We start from the raw sequence: 16,766 nt of genomic DNA on the forward strand, positions 1-16,766 counted from the left end.
ACCTCCGGTTCAGGCCGAGGTGAGGGTGAGGAACGCTTCTTCCAGCGACGTGGGGCGTACCTCCAGTTCGGTGAAGGGGACGTCGCGGGCGACGAGATCGCGGACCAGCCGGTCGGCGTCGCCGGTGAGCAGGTGGGTGCGGTCGCCGTCGCGTTCGGTGCCGACCACCCCGGGCAGATCCGGCAGCGGTACGGGCACAGTCAGGCTGACCCGGCGGATGGCGGCGAGTCCGCGTACCGCCGCGACGGTGTCGTCGGCCAGCACCCGGCCGGCCCCGATCACCACCACCCGCTCGGCCAGCGCCTCGACCTCCTCCAGGTAATGACTGGTCAGCACGACCGTGCCGCCGTCGGCGTGGAACGCGCGGATGCCGTCCCACAGGCTGTGCCGGGCCTCCACGTCCAGCCCGGTGGTCGGCTCGTCGAGGAACACGATCCGGGGCCGGCCCACGAACGCCAGCGCCACCGCGACCCGCCGTTTCTGGCCGCCGGACAGGCCGCCGGTCTGCCGCTTGGCCAGGTCGGTCAGCCCGAACCGGTCGAGCAGTTCGGCCCGGCCCAGCGGGTCGGGGAAGTGCGCGCGGACGAAGTCGACGACCTCACCGACACGCAGCGCGCCGGGCAGCCCGGTCTCCTGCGGGGTCACGCCCAGCGCCCGCCGGCTCGCCGGGTCGCGTGGGTCGCCGCCGCACAGCTCCACGGTGCCGGAGGTGGGCCGGCGCACCCCGGTGAGGAGGCTGACCAGGGTGCTCTTGCCGGCGCCGTTGGGCCCGAGCAGGCCGACGAGCTCGCCGGCGGGCACGTCGAGGTCGACGCGGTCGAGGGCCAGCACGTCGCCGTAGCGACGGCTGACACCGAGGGCACGGGCGAGGATCACAACTCCTCCTGCAGGTTGGCGGTGCCGTTGAGCAGCGCGTGCAGCGCCGCGGTGTAGTCCTCGAAGGCGACCCGGCCGCGCCCGGTGAGGCGGACCAGTGTCGTGGGCGTCCGGCCCTGATGGGTCTTGGTGACCTCGACGTAGCCGGCGTCCTCGAGCTTGCGCAGGTGCACGGAGAGGTTGCCGGCGGTCATGCGCAGGATGTCCTGCAGCCGCGGGAAGGCGATCCGGTCGGCCTCACGCAGGGTGGCGAGGGCGGAGACCACGCGCAGCCGCGCCTGGGCGTGGATCACCGGGTCCAGCTCGGGCAGGTCGGCGCTCACCGTGGCATCCGCAGCCAGGAGATGAGCCCGGCGAGGAGCATCCCGCCGCCGCCGAACACGGCGACGATCAGCGCGTGCCAGCCCGCTCCGATGATGATGCCGATGACGTTGACGACGCTGATCGAGAGCCCGAGGACGAACAGGAGCCGGTCGTTCCAGATGGCACCGCCGGCCATGTGCAGGGCGCCGGTGAGGGCGACCATCGCGCCGGCCCACAGCAGGTTGGCCTCCGGCACGGGCAGCAGGTTGCTGATCCGGCTGAACAGGGTGGCCATGCCGATGAACGCGACGGACCAGGTGAAGCCGTACATGGCGCCCTGCCGGGAGGACGGGCCGCTGACCTGGCGGGCGGCCCGGGCGCCGACGATGCCGGTGATGATGCCCGCCACGACCATCGAGCCGAGCAGCACGGTGAGCGGCACCCAGTCCGGCATGTCCACCAGGACGCGTTCATCGGGGCCGAAGCGCAGGAAGAAGACGCCGAAGCCGATCAGCCAGGCCAGCCCCCACGGCCAGAGCAGCAGGCGGGGGTCGGGCGTGAGCCGGCGGGCGGTGGTGGCCTGCTCCCGGGCGATCAGCCGGAGCGACTCGGCGGGGTCCAGCGGGGAGAGCTCGTCATCTCTGGCTTCCATGCAAAGAACTTTACCGCACAAAGTCAAAGAACTTTGTGCCATAAACCTCGGCGGCTCGCTTAGCATCGCGCGGTGAGCCATCTCGTACTGCGGGCCGCCGACTCCCGCGAGCTGGGGGAGGTGCTGACGTTCTGGGCGACGGCCGCCGAGAACGCCAGTCGCCCACCGGACACTCCTGGTGCCCTGGCGGCGCTGCATCTGCGGGACCCGGACGCGCTCATCGTGGCCGTCGAGGAGGACCGGATCGTCGGCACGATCATCGCCGGCTGGGACGGCTGGCGGTGCCACCTGTACCGCCTCGCGGTCGACCCGCAACGCCGCCGCAACGGCATCGGCCGGGCCCTGATCGAGGCGGCGGAGAGCCGCATCCGGGCGCTGGGTGGCACCCGGATCGACGCGATGGTGCTGGACGACAACCCGGGCGCCCACGCCATCTGGGCCGCCCGGGGCTACCACCGCCAGCCGGACTGGTCCCGCTGGATCAAGCCGCTCTGAGCGGTGCGGGCAGCGGCTCGGCGTGCACCACGGACAGCCGGGACACCGCGCGGGTCAGCACGACGTAGAGCCGGTGCAGGCCGCGGGGCTCGGCGGCCACGATCTGGGCCGGTTCCACGACCACCACATGGTCGTACTCCAGGCCCTTGACGATCGTGGCCGGCACGACCGTGACGCGCGCCTCGGAGTCGACGTCGTCCGGCGTCGCGGCCGGCAGACCCGCCGCCGCGAGATGCGCCCGCAGCCGGTCGACCGCCGCGTCGGCCGCGATGACCGCGACCGAACCCTCGTGCTCCAGCGCCGCGGTCACCTCGACCAGCATCGCGGCATCCACCTCGGCCGCCGACGGCACGCCGACGACGGAAAGATCACCGTCGCGGCGCAGCGAGACGGCCTCCGGCACGTCCACCCCGAGCGCCGGCAGCAGGCGGTTGGCCAGGGCCACAACCACAGCGGGTACGCGGAAACCGACCGTCAGCGGCACCACCACGGCGTCCGGCTTACCGAGATGCCGCAACGTGTCCCGCCAATCGGCGGCGGCCCACGGCGCGGTGCCCTGCGCCAGGTCGCCGAGCAGAGTGATCGAGCCGTGCTCGCTGCGCCGCGCGATCGCCCGCGCCTGCATCGGTGACAGGTCCTGAGCCTCGTCCACCACCACGTGCCCGAAGCTCTGCTCACGCTCCAGCAGCCCGGCGGCCTCGTCGATCAGCACCAGATCAGCGGCACTGAACTTGGCCGCCTTCACCGTGCGCGGTGCCTTGGGCCAGAGCAGCAGCTCCTGCTCCGCCTCGGTGAGAATGCCCTCGGCCGCGGTGGCCAGCAGCCCGGCGTCACTGAGCAGCGCCACGACCAGCCCCTCGGGGGTCAGCGCGGGCCAGGCGTTGTCCAGGAAGTCGCGTACCGGTGGGATCTTGCCCATCCGGCGCAGCCAGCCCTCGTTCGGCGAGTTCCCGGTGCGGTACTCCGACTGGCGCTGCAGCAGCGCGACGACCCGGGCCCGGACCCGTTCACGGCCGACCGCGTACGGCAGCTCCTCCCGGCGCGCCTCGTCCACGATCTGGCGCAGCGGTCCCGGATCGATCCGCCAGCGGTACGAGCCGTCCGACACCATGATCGGCTCCACCGGTTTGGCCAGCCGGCTCCACAGTGCCTTGCGCAGCACGGCGGCCAGCCGCGGATCGTGCTTGAGCAGGGCGGTGGCTTCGGCGTCCTGGCCGCGTACCGGTGCCCGCGCGATCAGGTCGTCGACCGTGGCCTGCTGCACCTCGACCTCACCGAGCGCCGGCAGCACCGCCGAGATGTAGGACAGGAACGCGGTGTTGGGCCCGACGATCAGCACCCCGGAGCGACGCAACCGCTCCCGGTGCACATAGAGCAGGTACGCGGCCCGGTGCAGCCCGACGGCGGTCTTACCGGTGCCGGGCGCGCCCTGCACACAGATGGAGTCCTCGAGCTCGGCGCGGACCAGCTCGTCCTGCTCGGGCTGGATGGTGGCGACGATGTCCCGCATCGGCCCGACGCGCGGCCGCTCGATCTCGGCGGTCAGGATCCGGCTCTTGGTGCCGAGCTCCTCGCCGCGGTCCAGGTGCTCGTCCTCGAAGCTGGTGAGCTCCCCTTTGACGAAACCGAACCGGCGCCGGGTGGCGACACCCTGCGGATCCCGCACGCTGGCCCGGTAGAACGACTGGGAGAGCGGCGCCCGCCAGTCCAGCACCATCGGCTCACCGGAATCATCGGTGACGTGCCGCCGCCCGATGTGGTACGCCGTCTGCTCGATGTCCAGCTTGCCGAAGAAGAGCGGAGTGTCGGGATCGTCGGCCAGCTCGGCCACCCGGCGCGACAGGGTCCGCCCGAGCGTCTCCGCGCTGTAGGCGTCCCCGGCGATGTCGGCGCCGGAAGCGAACAGGGACTCGGCCCGCCCCCGCATCCGCCCCAGCGCGGCGCGGGACTGGCTGAGGTGCCGGCGTTCGGAAATGAGTTCGTGGTCGAGTTCGGATGCGGGCACGCTGATTCCTATCGCGGTAGCTCGCTGCTCGCTCGCGTATCCGGCGACGGGTGGCCGTCGTCCGGCGCGGAGACGTCCGCTGCGGTGTCGACTCACCGCGGCCGTCAAGCGGCCACGTACGATACGCAACCCCGCCGGCCGGGGCCACCGATTTTCGCCTTCCGGTCGGCCGGCGGCGTGCCGCGTTCCCGGCGGCCGCTGATCGCCCGGGTGCGTCGGTGCCGCGGGTGACGCGGGATCATGGGTGGCATGGCTGACGGGCAACCCACCGCACGGATCACCGACCCCAAGGTGATGCGGGCTCTCGCGCACCCGGCCCGGATCGCGATCATCGAGCATCTCGGCAGCACCGGCGCGGTCGTCACCGCCACCGAGTGCGCCGGGCTGGTCGGGCTGTCGCCCAGCGCCACCAGCTATCACCTGCGTGAGCTGGCCAAGTACGGGCTTGTCGAGCAGGCGCCGAGCCGGGGGGACGGCCGGGAGCGGGTCTGGCGCAGCACCACCTCGGGGCTCAACGTCGACGGTGACCTGGCCGAGCCGGAGACCCGGGCCAGTCAGCGGGCGCTGGTCGATGTCTATCTGAACCGTGACTTCGCGCGGTTGCGGGAGTGGGTCGCCCGGGCGCACGAGGAGTCGAAGGCCTGGCAGGACGCGAGCGCGTTGATGAGTCCGATGCTGCTGCTCAACGCCGAGGAGTTGGCCGAGGTCAACCGGCGGGTCAAGGAGGTGCTGGCGCCGTACCGGCGGCGGGAGCGGATGGAGGACGCGCCTGATGATGCGCGGCCGGTTGCGGTGCACTACGCCGTCTTCCCGGTGGAGTAGCCCTTGTGCTGAGCAGATGTGAAGGATTATTTTCGAAGTATGTCCTTCACATCTGACGGTTCGCGCTGGGGGGACGTCTACCTGGCCGCCGGCGCCCGCGGCGTCAGCGCCTGTGGTGACTTCCTCGCCGCCACCGCCCTGGCGCTCGCGTTGCAGCAGGCCGGGGCCGGTGGGGTGGCCGTCTCGGGGCTGCTCCTGGCCGCCGCCCTGCCGCTGGCGGTGCTGGCCCCGGTGACCGGCCGGATCGCCGATCGGGTGGACAGCCGCAAGCTGCTGATCGTGGCCGGGATCGGGCAGGCGGCAGTGTGCACGGCGCTGGCCTTCGCCGAGCACCCGTTGGTGATCATCGCGCTGGTCGCGGTGCTGGCGAGCGGGCTCGCGGTCACCCAGCCGACCCTCGCCGCGCTGCTGCCGGCCATGGTCCGGCGGGAGGACCTGGCCAAGGCGAGCGGGATCAACCAGACGGCGGGACTGACCGGCATGCTGATCGCTCCCGCACTGGCCGGGGTGCTGGTGGGGCAGTTCGGCGTACGGGTGCCGCTGCTGCTGGACGCCGTCACGTACCTGTCGCTGGTGGTGGCCGGGCTGCTCATCCGTACCCGGAGATCGCCCGCGGCCCGGCCCGCCGCGGCCGTGCCCGTCTCCTGGCGGCTGCGCGACGACAGGTTGGTCGCCGTGATGGTCGGTGCGATCGCGGCCGTCGTGGCCGGCGTCGGTGCCATCAACGTCATCGAGGTGTTCTTCATCCGGGCGACGCTCGGCGCCTCCACCACGGTGTTCGGCCTGATCAGCGGCACCTGGACCGCCGGGATGCTGGTCGGCGCACTGCTGTTCGGCCGGCTCGGCCGGCGCTGGACCCATCCCGCACGGCTGGTACGGATCTCGCTGCTGCTGGCCGGGGCCACCTGCGCCGCTGTGCTGGGCGGGGCCGGTGTCTGGCACGCGCTGCTGCTGGTGCCGCTCTGGTTCGCCGGCGGCCTGGGCAACGGCGGGATCAACGTCTTCACCAGCGTGGTCATGGCCCAACGGGTGCCGGCGGCGGCCCGCGGACGTGCGTTCGCCGCGATGGGCGCCGCTGTTCAGGGCGCCGGCATGGTGGGTTACCTGGTCGGCGGCCCGCTCGTCGACCACTTCGCGCCGCGGCCGCTGGTCGCCGCGGCCGGTCTCGCCGGGCTGGTCGCGGTGGCCGTCTGCCTGCCCGTCGTCCGCCGGGCCGAACGTGAGATAGGTCCCTCGCCGCAGGTGGAGCCCCGGCATGGGCAACCCGCCGGAGATAGCGTCGGACCATGAGCGACGTAGTCCGGCGACCCCGGGTAGGCCACATCCAGTTCCTCAACTGTCTGCCGATCTACTGGGGCCTCATGCGCTCAGGCGCGCTGCTCGACGTCGACCTGCACAAGGACACCCCCGACCGGCTCAACGCCGCCCTGGTCGCCGGTGACCTGGACATCGGCCCGATCTCCCTGGTCGAGTATCTGCGCAACGCCGACGACCTGCTGCTGCTGCCGAACCTCGCGGTCGGCAGCGACGGGCCGGTGCTGTCGGTCAACCTGGTCTCGACCCGGCCGCCGGCCGAGCTCGACGGCCGCCCGGTCGCGCTCGGCTCGACCTCGCGGACCGGCGTGCTGCTGGCCCAGATGCTGCTGGCCGAGCAGTACGGGGCTGAGCCCGAATACTTCCGGTGCCCCCCGGAGCTCAACCAGATGCTGCTGGAGGCCGACGCCGCAGTGCTGATCGGCGACCCGGCCCTGCGCGCCATGTACGAGGCCCCGGAGCTCGGCCTGCAGGTGATCGACCTGGCTCAGGCGTGGAAGGAGTGGACCGGCCTACCGATGGTCTTCGCCGTCTGGGCGGTCCGCAAGGAGTTCGCCGCCGCCCACCCGGGCGTGGTCAAGGAGGTGCACGAGGCGTTCCAGCGGTCACGCGATCTGTGCCTCGGCGAGCTGGACGAGGTGGCCGAGGCGGCGGCGCGCTGGGAGCCGTTCGACGCCGCGACGCTGGCCACGTACTTCCGGGCGCTGGACTTCTCGCTGGGTGAGCAGCAGGTCGCCGGGGTGCGCGAGTTCGCCCGCCGGGCCGCCGCCCGCGGCGAGGCGCCGGCGCTGCCGGCCGACGGACCGATCTTCGCCCAGGTATAGACCGCTTTGCTCCACAGGGGGTAGCGCCGGGTCGGTCCGCAATGGAGCATTGACAGGTGGCCCTCCGACCGAACGACCTCGCGATCCGTCTCGCGCTGCCCCTCGCCATGATCGGGCTGAGCGCCGTCGGCGTGGCCACCCCGGCGCGCGCCGGGACCGCGGCCGAACGGCCGGCGATCGAGATCTCGGTGCCCGAGCGGGTGGTCACCACCAGCGGCGCCACCAAGACCGTCCCGTTCGAGGTCGTCAACGCGGGCGGGACCGCGGCGACCGGTCTGATCCTCGACTTCACCTTCACCGGCACCGCGGTGGACCCGGGCCTCGGCTTCAAGCCCGCGCCGGGCTGCACCGCGATCGGGTGTGCGATCGGTGACCTCGCGCCGGGCGCCCGCAAGGCGTTGTCCTTCACCGTGACGCCCACCGCCGCGCTGCCCGCGACCGGGGCCGCCATCGGCCTGGCGGTCCACGACGCGGCGAGCGAGTGGAAGGAATCGGCCACCGTCACGGTGGTGCGCGAAGCGGCCGGGGTCGACCTCGAGACCGCCCGCATCCCGGACCTCGAGCTGGCCGCGGGCAAGTCGGCCGTGCTGCCGATCTCGGTCCGCAACAACGGCGACACGGCCGCCGAGGGTGTCGCCCTCGCGCTGGCCGGTCCCCGCTCCATCTCGTACCCGAACGTCTACAGCAACTGCGTCAAGACCGCGGGCCGGCCCGGCGTCGTCTGCGTCTTCGACCTGGTCCTCGCCCCCGGCTCGACCTTCGGCATGTCGCCGGAGACGCCGCTCACCGTCGCGGCCGACGCGGCCGCCCCCGGCCCGGCGAGTTACACCGCCGGCGTGGCGGCTCTGGGCCTCGACGACGACGAAGCCGGCCTCGCCGCGGCGACCAGGGCGGCCCGGAAGCCGGGCCTCAAGCTCCAGCTGGTGCCCGCCGCGCCGAGCCTCGCGGCCGGCCGGCGCGAGCTGAACGAATGGGACAACGCCACCTCGTTCCAGGTGAAGGTGCCGCTCAACCCGGCGGACAGCGTGGCCATCGGCGACAGTTTCGAGGGCAAGATCGGCGACACCCGTACGGTGCAGGTCGGCTTCCGCAACGACGGCCCGGCCACCGTGCTCGGCCGGACGCCGTCGTGGATCCACGCGGCCAAGGTGCGCATCCCATCCGGCCTGGCCCTGACCGAGGTGGACAAGCACTGCGTCCCGAATGGCGACGGCGACCCCAGCTGGGACAAGCCCGGCCAGGTCAGCGGCCACGACTATCTGTGCGTGGCGAGCAAGCCGCTGGCCAAGGATGAGCAGCAGCTGTTCGCGTTCACCGCCGAGATCGAGGACGGCGAGAACGAGGACGAGGGCTCGATCACGGTCGACGGTGGCGTGCAGGACCAGAAGACGACGAACAACGTGGCCAAGATCGAGGTCAAGCTGACCACGGGCGGCGGCTCGGGTGGATCCGGTGGCGGGTCCGGCGGTGGGCTGCCCATCACGGGTGCGCCGGCGGGGCGGATCGCCGGCGCGGGGATGTTGCTGGTGTTGACCGGTGCGTTGGCGTTGGTGCTGACCCGCCGTTGCCGCCCGGTCTGATCTTTCCCGGGCGGTTGTCTTCCGCGCCGGCGGGTGGGCGCGGCGTCGCCCGCCGGTCAGGGCCGGGTAACCACCTCGGCGTCGATGTCGCTGATGGTTGGTAGGCCGGCTTGTGCCATCGTCCGGGCCAGGTCGGTGCGGTAATAGTCCAGGCAGTCGCGGACGCCTTCCGCGCCGCCGGTGGCCAGAGCCCACAGCACCGGGCGGCCGATGAGCACAGCCTGCGCGCCCAGCGCCAGAGCCGTCAGCATGTCGCCGCCGTCCCGGATGCCGCCGTCCACCAGCACCGGCACCCGCCCCGCGACCGCCTCGACCACCGGGCCGAGCGCCCGCGCAGTGGCGACCACCCGGTCCAGCTGCCGGCCGCCGTGGTTCGACACGATCACCCCGGCGGCGCCCGCTTCGACGCAGGCGATCGCGTCCCGCGGCCCGAGTACGCCCTTGACCAGCACCGGCCGGCCGGAGATCGCCGCCAGCCAGCCGATCGCGCCGGCATCGAGGGCCGGGTCCTGCTCCCGGCCCACCGGCCGGGTCGCCGGGGACAGCGCGCCGGCCTGCGGCACCGGCCGCGGGTGCACATACGGGGCATCGGCGGTCAGCACGATCGCGCCTGCCCCGGCGGCGACGGCCGCGCGTACCTGATGCTCGGTGATGTCCCGGTCCCGCAGCACGTAGGCCTGGAACCACCAGGGCCCGGTCATCGGGATCTCGGCCGGCGGCCGGCCCGCGCGGGCGCTGAGCACCAGCAGCGAGCCGGCCGCCGCGACGCCCCGGGCGGTCGCCGCCTCACCCTCGGGATGCGCGAGCGTGTGCAGGGCGGTCGGTCCGGCCAGCACCGGGGCGGTGAGCCGGGCGCCGAACAGCTCGACCTCGGTGCTGACCCGGGAGACATCACGGAAGAGCCGCGGCACGAACCGCCACTCGCGCCAGGCCGCCGTGGCCTCGTCCCGGGTGACCTGGGCGCCGAAGCCGTCCCGGTAGTAGTCGTGGACGGCTGCGGGGAGGATCGCCCGGGCGGCTTCCTCCGGCATCGTCAGGCTCCGGGGGTCAGGATCCGGTCCAGGGCGGCCACGTCGTCCGCGGTGAGGCGCCACTGCCCGGCGGCGGCGTTCGCCCGTACCTGGTCCGGGGTGGTGGCGCCGGCGATCACGCTGGTCACCGCCGGCTGCGCGGCGAGGCCGGCGATCGCTACGTCGAGCAGGCTGTGCCCGCGCTCCTTGCCGTACGCCGTCAGCGCCTCGATGGTGTCCCAGTCGGCCCCGTCCAGCCAGCGCTGATACCGCTCCTGGGCCAGCCGGGTGCCCTCGGGCGGCGGTGTGCCGCGCTGGTACTTGCCGCTCAGCAGGCCGCTGTCCAGCGGGAAGAACGGCAGCAGGCCCAGCCCGAACTGCTCACACGCCGGCACGACCTCGTCCTCGACCTCGCGGTGCAACAGGCTGTACTGATTTTGCGCACTGATGAACGGGGTGAGGCCGGCGGTCCGGGCGGTCCAGTCCGCGTCGGCGATCTGCCAGCCCGCGAAGTTGGAGTTGCCCAGGTAGCGGACCTTGCCGCTGCGGACCAGGTCATCCAGGGCCGACAGGGTCTCCTCGATCGGCGTGGCCTCGTCGGGGGTGTGGATCTGGTACAGGTCGATGTGGTCGGTGCCGAGCCGGCGCAGCGAGGCCTCAACCGCCCGGATGATGTACGACCGGGAGCCGCGGGCGCCGTGGTCCGCGCCGTTGAGACCTTCCATGTCCATGCCGAACTTGGTCGCCAGCACGACCTCGTCGCGCCGGCCCTTCAGGGCCGCACCCAGGCACTCCTCGGAACTGCCGTGCGGGGTCCCGTAGATGTCGGCGGTGTCGAACAGGGTGATCCCCGCGTCGAGCGCCGCGTCGACGACCGCCCGGGTGCCGTCGACGTCGAGCTTGCGGCCGAAGTTGTTGCAGCCGATGCCGACGACCGAGACGACCAGGCCCGAGGTGCCGAGGCGGCGGTAGGTCATGTCACTCATGATCCGAGCCTATGTCGACGAGGTTGCCGAAATAATCTGGTAATACATCAGCTGCTGTCTATTGACACACAGTGTTAACCATTTGATGCTGTGAGAGCGCTCTCAGGAGCCGTCCCCCATCCCCTGCGCCGTCCGTCTCCCGAGGAGTCATCGTGCGTATCCGCTCAAAACTTCTGCATGCGCTGGCCGCGCTGACCGTCACTGTGCCGCTCGCGGCCGTGGCGGCGGCCGCGCCGGCCCAGGCGGTCGGCCCGGCTGTGCTGCCGGTCACCGTCACCAACAACACCGGCCGCGGCGAAGCCGTCTACCTGTACGTGATCGGCATCAACCTGAGCACGAACCGCCTCGGCTACGTCAACCAGGGCGGCGCCTTCACCCCCTGGCCGGCCGGCTCGCTCCCGCCCTCGCCCGCCCCTGACGTGGCGATCGGCGGTCCCGGCAACGGCGGCGCCACGACGATCAACTTCCCGCGCGGCTTCTCCGGGCGGGTCTACTTCTCGCTGGGGGAGAAGCTGAAGTTCTTCCTCACCCCGGACGGCCTGGTGCAGCCGGCGCCGTGGGCCAGCGGTGACGCCAACTACAACATCCTGTTCGACTGGAGCGAGTTCACCTACAACGACGCCGGCCTGTGGCTCAACAGCTCGCAGGTCGACATGTTCGCGGTGCCGCACGCGGTGACGGTGACCGGATCCTCCGGCGCCACGAAGAAGACCGGCGAGCTGCTCAACAACGGCCGCAACAACGTCATCAACGGGATCAAGGCGCAGGCGGGCTGGGCGAACACGGTCTACACCCGGTCGGACGGGACCGTGCTGCGTGCGCTGGCGCCGGGCAAGGCCGCCGGGGCCGGGCTGATGAGCGCGAACTACCTGGACTCGTACATCACGTCGGCGTGGAACGCGTACACGAGCAAGACGCTGACCGTGGTGCCGTTCGGTGACCAGCCGAACACCAAGTACTTCGGCCGGACCTCCGGCAACGTCATGAACTTCACGAACAGCGCGGGCCAGCAGGTGGCGTCGTTCAACAAGCCCTCATCGGCCAGCGTCTGGGGCTGCGACGGCGACCTGCCGGCGCCGAACGACCTGGTGAAGGGGCCGATCTCGCGCACCCTCTGCGCGGCGCTGAACCGCGGCACGCTGGGCACCATCGACACCCAGCCGAGCACCAACGCGGCGCAGTTCTACCAGAACAACCCGACCAACCAGTACGCCAAGATCATTCACCAGAACATGGCCGATGGTAAGGCGTACGCGTTCGCCTTCGACGACGTCGGTGCCTTCGAGTCGCTGGTGCACGACGGCGACCCGCGTGCGGCCGGCCTGATCCTGACCCCGTTCGGCGCGGGCGGACCGACCACGCCGCCGCCGACGGGCGGAGGACAGGCTCTGATCAGCGACTGGAACGGCAAGTGCATCGACGTGCCGAGCGCCAACTTCGTCGACAGCGCGCCGCTGCAGACGTGGACCTGCAACGGGTCGAACGCGCAGAAGTGGACGTCAGCGGGCGGCGCCCTGCAGGCGCAGAACAACAAGTGCATGGACGTGGCCGGCGGCGGAACGGCGAACGGCACGCCGGTGCAGCTCTACACCTGCAACGGTACGGCGGCCCAGCAGTTCGTCCTGTCGGGCGCGGGCGACCTGGTGAACCCGCAGGCGAACCGCTGTGTCGACATCAAGGACTGGAACGGCGCCGACGGTGGCCGTCTCCAGCTCTGGGACTGCGGGGGCTCGGCGAACCAGAAGTGGCACAAGAGCTGACGGTGCGGTGACGGACGGGCCGGCGCGGCATACGCAGGCCCGTCTGCCGTCGCGTTGCGGTATCCGGTGGGCCCGCGTGGCGGGCGCAGGCCCACCGGGATCCGGCCGCCGGGCCGGAGCTATGTGGACGGTGGGTCGGCGAGGTCGCGGTAAGCCGGGCGGAGGATGTCGACCAGCGGGATGTGGCGGACCCGGATCTGCGGGGCGTCCAGCACCCGCAGCAACAGCTCCGGCGGCACCGTCACCCGGCCCGGGCGCTCCCGCAGGCGGCTCAGCGAGATGGCCGGGGTGTAGAAGTCGGTCAGGCGCGTCTGCAGCTCGACCTCCTCCACCGCGAGCGGATCGATGGTCTCGACCGGTTCGGGCAGGCCGCGCAGGGCGGTCAGCAGCTCGTCGCGGCCGCGTCCGCGCCAGGCCAGCACCAGGAACGGGTCGTCGTCGAAGGCCTCGGCCAGCACGTAGAGGACCGCGGACACGTGCTTGCACGGCGTGCCCCAGTCCGGGCACGAGCAACTCATCTCCAGTGTGGACGGGAACAGCGGCAGCTCCAGCTCGTCGAACAGGTCCACCAGCTCGTGCGGGATTTCGCCGGCGAGCAGCGCCGCGCGGTACAGAGCCTGTGATCCCAGCGCGGCGAGCACCCGAGTCCACTGTGCTTCGTCATAAGCCGGGATCGCGATCGTCACCTCGTACGGCTGCGGTCGTGATCCTTGCACCCTCCCCGTGACCCGGCCGGGGGTGAGCTCGAAGTCGATGACCTGGCCCTTGCGCGCGTAGGCCCGCCCGCGCGCCAGCCGTCCGGGGTCGCAGGTGCGTTCCAGGATGTCGACGAAGCGCCGTGACCACCACTGCTCGCCGATCTTGCCGCGCTTGGCCCGCACGGCGAGGCCGCCGTCCACCCGGATCGGCCCGGTGTTGTCGAACCAGCGTCCCTGCGGGTCCACGGGCATGGTCAGCTCACCGCCACCGGGTCGAGGGAGAACAGCTCGCGCAGCTGATCGGTGTCGAGGTCGGTCACCCAGTCCTCACCCGTACCGACCACTGAGGACGCCAGGGCCTTCTTGCGCTCGATCATCGCGTCGATCTTCTCCTCCAGCGTGCCGGTGCAGATGAACTTGCGCACCTGCACGTTGCGCGACTGTCCGATGCGGAATGCGCGGTCGGTGGCCTGGTCCTCGACTGCCGGGTTCCACCAGCGGTCCACGTGGATGACGTGGTTGGCGGCCGTCAGGTTCAGGCCCGTGCCGGCCGCCTTGAGCGAGAGCAGGAACAGCATCGGCTCGGTATCGTGCTGGAACCGCTCGACCAGCTCGTCCCGGCGGGCCTTCGACAGTCCACCGTGGAGCCACAGCACCGGCCGGTCGAGATGCGCGGCCAGGTACGGCTGGAGCATCGTCCCGAACTCCGAATACTGCGTGAAGACCAGCGCCTTGTCGCCGTCCTCGATGATCTCCTCGGTCAGCTCCTCCAGCCGGGCCAGCTTGCCGGAGCGACCGGGCAGCCGGGAGCCGTCCTTGAGCAGGTGGGCCGGGTGGTTGCAGACCTGCTTGAGCTTGGTCATCGCGGCGATCACGTTGCCCCGCCGCTGGATGCCCTCGCTGTTGTCGATGACGGCCATCATGTCCTCGACGACGGCCTGGTAGAGCGTCGCCTGCTCGGCGGTGAGCGTGCACCAGACCTTCATCTCGTTCTTCTCCGGCAGGTCGGAGATGATCGACTTGTCGGTCTTGAGGCGGCGCAGGACGAACGGTCCGGTGGCGCGCTTGAGTGCGGCGGTGGCATCGGCGTCGCCGCGCACCTCGATCGGCTCCTGGAAGCGACGCCGGAACCTCTTCGCGGGCCCGAGCAGGCCGGGATTGCAGAACTCCATGATGGACCACAGCTCGGCGAGATGGTTCTCCACCGGCGTACCGGTCAGGGCCAGCCTGGTCCGGGCCGGGATGGACCGCACCGCCTGGGCCTGCCGGGTGCCGCTGTTCTTGATCGCCTGGGCCTCGTCGCAGGCAATCCGTCCCCACTGGACCTCGCGGAGGGCGCCGAGGTCGCGCAGGGCGGTGCCGTAGGTGGTGATGACGAGATCGGCTGCGGCGACCACGGACCGGAAGTCGTCGTCGCGCTTGCGTGCCCCGCCGTGATGAACGTGCACCCGCAGCGAAGGCGCGAACCTGGCGGCTTCCTTCTGCCAGTTGCTAACCAGTGACATAGGACAGACGAGCAGAGTCGGCGCAACCGGCACATCGGGATCCACGCGCTCGGCGAGCAGGAGCGACAGTGTCTGCGCCGTCTTGCCGAGGCCCATGTCGTCCGCGAGGATGCCGCCGAGGCCGAGCCGGGCCAGGAAGTGCAGCCACGACAGCCCCCGCTCCTGATACGGCCGCAGCGTCCCCTGAAACCCCGGGGGCGTCGGCACCGGCGTGAGCCGCTCGGCCGCCTGCCCGGAGATCAGGTCACCGAGCGCGCCGTCCGCGTCCACCTCGACGAGCGGCAGATCCTCCTCACCGCCGTCGACCACCTGCTGCAGCACCTCGCCGGCGGTCAGCGCACCCTCGCGGCGCCGGCCGACGGCTTTCAGGGCGGCCTTGAGCTGGCGATCATCCAGCTCGACCCACTGCCCCCGGACCCGGACCAGCGGCACCTTGAGCCGGGCCAGCTCGGCCAGCTCCTCCGCGCTGACCGTGCCGTCACCGATGATCAGGTCGATGCGGAAGTCGACCAGCTGCTCGAGACCGAACCCGGAGTCGGCGGCGGCCTTGCCGGACGGCGTCTTGCTGCGGGTGCGGGTGGTCAGCTTGAGCCCGACCGCCTTGCGTCCGGCCCAGGCCGGGAGCTGCACGCCGAAGCCGGCCGCCTGCAGCAGGGGAGCGGCCTGCCGGAGGAAGTCGTGCGCCTCACCCGTGTTCAGAGCCATGGCCGCCGGCCGGGCATCCAGGAGCGCCTCGTGCAGGGCGGGGAACAGCCGGACCGCGCGGCCGAGCCCGGCGAGCAGCGTCTCGTCGGGGTTGGCCGGCAGGCCGGGCATGCGCGTGCCGTTCCAGAGATCGTCGGCGGGCAGGTAGAGACTCGGGTCCTCGGCCGACTGCAGGGCGAAGTCGAGCGCCCAGTCGTCGGTGCCGGGGGCGGGCTCGGTCAGCCGGAAGCTCACCCGGATCGGGCCGTTGGCGTCGTGCGCCGACCGCAACCAGCCGACCAGTGGCTTGGACAGCTCGGCGACGTCGGCCGGCTTGGCCCCCGGCAGGGAAGGGTCAGCCCCGGTCAGCGAGAAGAGCCACCGCTCCGCGAGCGCGGTCCTGGGGCCGGGCCGCAGCCCCAGCAGCATCCGCTCCGGCATCAGGGACCGGGCGGCGGCATCCACCAGGACCTCGAGCGCGTCCCGCAACGTGCGGCCGACACTGCCGGTGGCGCTGCTGTCGGCGTCGTCGGACGACCCGCCCACCGCGGCCGAGCGGCACACCGGGGGCATGGCCGCCGCGAAGTCCCGGTAGCCGGCCGCGTCGGCGCCGGTCAGCACCGGCCGCCAGCGCCCGGCGGGCGTGCCCGACTCCACCACCAGCTGCGGCAGCATCCGCCCGCGGCGAGCCATGTCACAGGCGTGCCCGGCCAGCACGCACAGGTAGCGCAGCGATGCCGCGGCGATCCAGGGGCCGTCCGGATCAGGCTCGGCCAGCGCTCCCAGGGCGGTCAGGGCCAGCTCGCCCGGCAGCACCAGCGCCGGTGTCTCCCAGGGCCCGAGCCGCAGACCTCGGCCGGGCGCCTCACTGCCGGCCTCCGGCGACGGCAGCGGGCCCTTGGCCGTGCCGGGCAGCTGCAGGACCAGCTCCGACTCGGCGGCCTTGGCCAGCGCGTCACGGACGTCGTCCGACGAGCCGGTCAGCGCCGCGGCGAGGCCCCCGGCCGGCACCGCGAACGGATGGGGGCGGCGGCGAGCCCGGGAAGAGGTGGTCAGCGGGAGAGCGGGATCCTCGGCCCAGAGCGCGAGCCTCCCGGGCGCCGACTCACCGGCGATCCACACGCCATGCACGACGAGCACTGCGACTCCGATTCCGATCGACCTGTCGAGGTTAACGACTGAGCCCGCCCGTGGCTCAGGTGCGCCCCGGCGAGGCGAAGCGGAAGTGGTTGGATGACGAAACGTGCACTGG

At 72.0% G+C, this 16,766-nt stretch carries 14 protein-coding genes; 6 read left to right on the forward strand and 8 right to left on the reverse strand.

Annotated features, from left to right (window positions below):
• Nucleotides 1-9: 9 nt before the first annotated feature.
• The 3 genes from ACWEOZ_RS02660 to ACWEOZ_RS02670 are packed head-to-tail and all read right to left on the reverse strand — an operon-like array spanning nt 10 to nt 1,831.
• Complete coding sequence (locus ACWEOZ_RS02660) at nt 10-876, reverse strand: ABC transporter ATP-binding protein (RefSeq protein WP_451909022.1); 867 nt, start codon at nt 874-876, stop codon at nt 10-12.
• Nucleotides 873-1,199 carry a winged helix-turn-helix domain-containing protein gene (locus ACWEOZ_RS02665; RefSeq protein WP_451909023.1) on the reverse strand — a complete coding sequence of 109 codons (327 nt, stop codon included), beginning with the start codon at nt 1,197-1,199 and terminating at the stop codon, nt 873-875. Before ACWEOZ_RS02665 ends, ACWEOZ_RS02660 begins: the two co-directional genes overlap by 4 nt.
• The gene (locus tag ACWEOZ_RS02670) at nt 1,196-1,831 is read right to left on the reverse strand and encodes a transporter (protein ID WP_451909024.1); all 636 of its coding nucleotides are present in this window, start codon (nt 1,829-1,831) and stop codon (nt 1,196-1,198) included. Before ACWEOZ_RS02670 ends, ACWEOZ_RS02665 begins: the two co-directional genes overlap by 4 nt.
• 72 nt (nt 1,832-1,903) lie before the next feature.
• Here ACWEOZ_RS02670 and ACWEOZ_RS02675 point away from each other — a divergent pair, with 72 nt between their 5' ends.
• Nucleotides 1,904-2,326, forward strand: coding sequence for a GNAT family N-acetyltransferase (locus ACWEOZ_RS02675; protein ID WP_451909025.1), 423 nt, complete (start codon nt 1,904-1,906; stop codon nt 2,324-2,326).
• Here ACWEOZ_RS02675 and ACWEOZ_RS02680 read toward each other — a convergent pair.
• The gene (locus tag ACWEOZ_RS02680; RefSeq protein WP_451909026.1) at nt 2,313-4,331 is read right to left on the reverse strand and encodes a HelD family protein; all 2,019 of its coding nucleotides are present in this window, start codon (nt 4,329-4,331) and stop codon (nt 2,313-2,315) included. The two genes, ACWEOZ_RS02675 and ACWEOZ_RS02680, sit on opposite strands and share 14 nt — an antisense overlap.
• A 249-nt stretch (nt 4,332-4,580) precedes the next feature.
• Here ACWEOZ_RS02680 and ACWEOZ_RS02685 point away from each other — a divergent pair, with 249 nt between their 5' ends.
• The 4 genes from ACWEOZ_RS02685 to ACWEOZ_RS02700 are packed head-to-tail and all read left to right on the forward strand — an operon-like array spanning nt 4,581 to nt 8,871.
• Complete coding sequence (locus ACWEOZ_RS02685; RefSeq protein ID WP_451909027.1) at nt 4,581-5,153, forward strand: ArsR/SmtB family transcription factor; 573 nt, start codon at nt 4,581-4,583, stop codon at nt 5,151-5,153.
• A gap of 39 nt (nt 5,154-5,192) precedes the next feature.
• A complete protein-coding gene (locus ACWEOZ_RS02690; RefSeq protein WP_451909028.1) occupies nt 5,193-6,443 on the forward strand; it encodes an MFS transporter in 1,251 nt (416 codons plus the stop codon).
• Nucleotides 6,440-7,291, forward strand: coding sequence for a menaquinone biosynthetic enzyme MqnA/MqnD family protein (locus ACWEOZ_RS02695; protein WP_451909029.1), 852 nt, complete (start codon nt 6,440-6,442; stop codon nt 7,289-7,291). Before ACWEOZ_RS02690 ends, ACWEOZ_RS02695 begins: the two co-directional genes overlap by 4 nt.
• 56 nt (nt 7,292-7,347) lie before the next feature.
• Nucleotides 7,348-8,871 carry a hypothetical protein gene (locus tag ACWEOZ_RS02700; protein WP_451909030.1) on the forward strand — a complete coding sequence of 508 codons (1,524 nt, stop codon included), beginning with the start codon at nt 7,348-7,350 and terminating at the stop codon, nt 8,869-8,871.
• Nucleotides 8,872-8,927: 56 nt separating this feature from the next.
• On the opposite strand, the gene ACWEOZ_RS02705 is transcribed toward ACWEOZ_RS02700, so the two are convergent.
• Nucleotides 8,928-9,902, reverse strand: coding sequence for an alpha-hydroxy acid oxidase (locus ACWEOZ_RS02705; RefSeq protein WP_451909031.1), 975 nt, complete (start codon nt 9,900-9,902; stop codon nt 8,928-8,930).
• A gap of 2 nt (nt 9,903-9,904) precedes the next feature.
• Nucleotides 9,905-10,867 (reverse strand): aldo/keto reductase, encoded by a 963-nt coding sequence (locus tag ACWEOZ_RS02710; protein WP_451909032.1) that lies wholly within the window; start codon nt 10,865-10,867, stop codon nt 9,905-9,907.
• A 152-nt stretch (nt 10,868-11,019) separates the two neighbouring features.
• On the opposite strand from ACWEOZ_RS02710, the gene ACWEOZ_RS02715 reads away from it, so the two are divergent.
• The gene (locus tag ACWEOZ_RS02715; RefSeq protein WP_451909033.1) at nt 11,020-12,627 is read left to right on the forward strand and encodes a glycoside hydrolase family 64 protein; all 1,608 of its coding nucleotides are present in this window, start codon (nt 11,020-11,022) and stop codon (nt 12,625-12,627) included.
• Nucleotides 12,628-12,746: 119 nt separating this feature from the next.
• On the opposite strand, the gene ACWEOZ_RS02720 is transcribed toward ACWEOZ_RS02715, so the two are convergent.
• Together ACWEOZ_RS02720 and ACWEOZ_RS02725 are read right to left on the reverse strand one after the other, a co-directional pair.
• The gene (locus ACWEOZ_RS02720; RefSeq protein ID WP_451909034.1) at nt 12,747-13,577 is read right to left on the reverse strand and encodes an SWIM zinc finger family protein; all 831 of its coding nucleotides are present in this window, start codon (nt 13,575-13,577) and stop codon (nt 12,747-12,749) included.
• 2 nt (nt 13,578-13,579) lie between these two features.
• Nucleotides 13,580-16,654, reverse strand: a complete 3,075-nt coding sequence (locus ACWEOZ_RS02725; RefSeq protein WP_451909035.1) for an SNF2-related protein — start codon at nt 16,652-16,654, stop codon at nt 13,580-13,582.
• Nucleotides 16,655-16,766: the final 112 nt, after the last annotated feature.

It is taken from the genome of Actinoplanes sp. NPDC004185, assembly GCF_053603475.1.

Coding starts and splice junctions, on each gene's coding strand:
- ACWEOZ_RS02670 (WP_451909024.1), bottom strand. CDS start 1,831: ATGGAAGCCAGAGATGACGAGCTCTCCCCGCTGGACCCCGCCGAGTCG.
- ACWEOZ_RS02685 (WP_451909027.1), top strand. CDS start 4,581: ATGGCTGACGGGCAACCCACCGCACGGATCACCGACCCCAAGGTGATG.
- ACWEOZ_RS02690 (WP_451909028.1), top strand. CDS start 5,193: ATGTCCTTCACATCTGACGGTTCGCGCTGGGGGGACGTCTACCTGGCC.
- ACWEOZ_RS02695 (WP_451909029.1), top strand. CDS start 6,440: ATGAGCGACGTAGTCCGGCGACCCCGGGTAGGCCACATCCAGTTCCTC.
- ACWEOZ_RS02705 (WP_451909031.1), bottom strand. CDS start 9,902: ATGCCGGAGGAAGCCGCCCGGGCGATCCTCCCCGCAGCCGTCCACGAC.
- ACWEOZ_RS02710 (WP_451909032.1), bottom strand. CDS start 10,867: ATGAGTGACATGACCTACCGCCGCCTCGGCACCTCGGGCCTGGTCGTC.
- ACWEOZ_RS02720 (WP_451909034.1), bottom strand. CDS start 13,577: ATGCCCGTGGACCCGCAGGGACGCTGGTTCGACAACACCGGGCCGATC.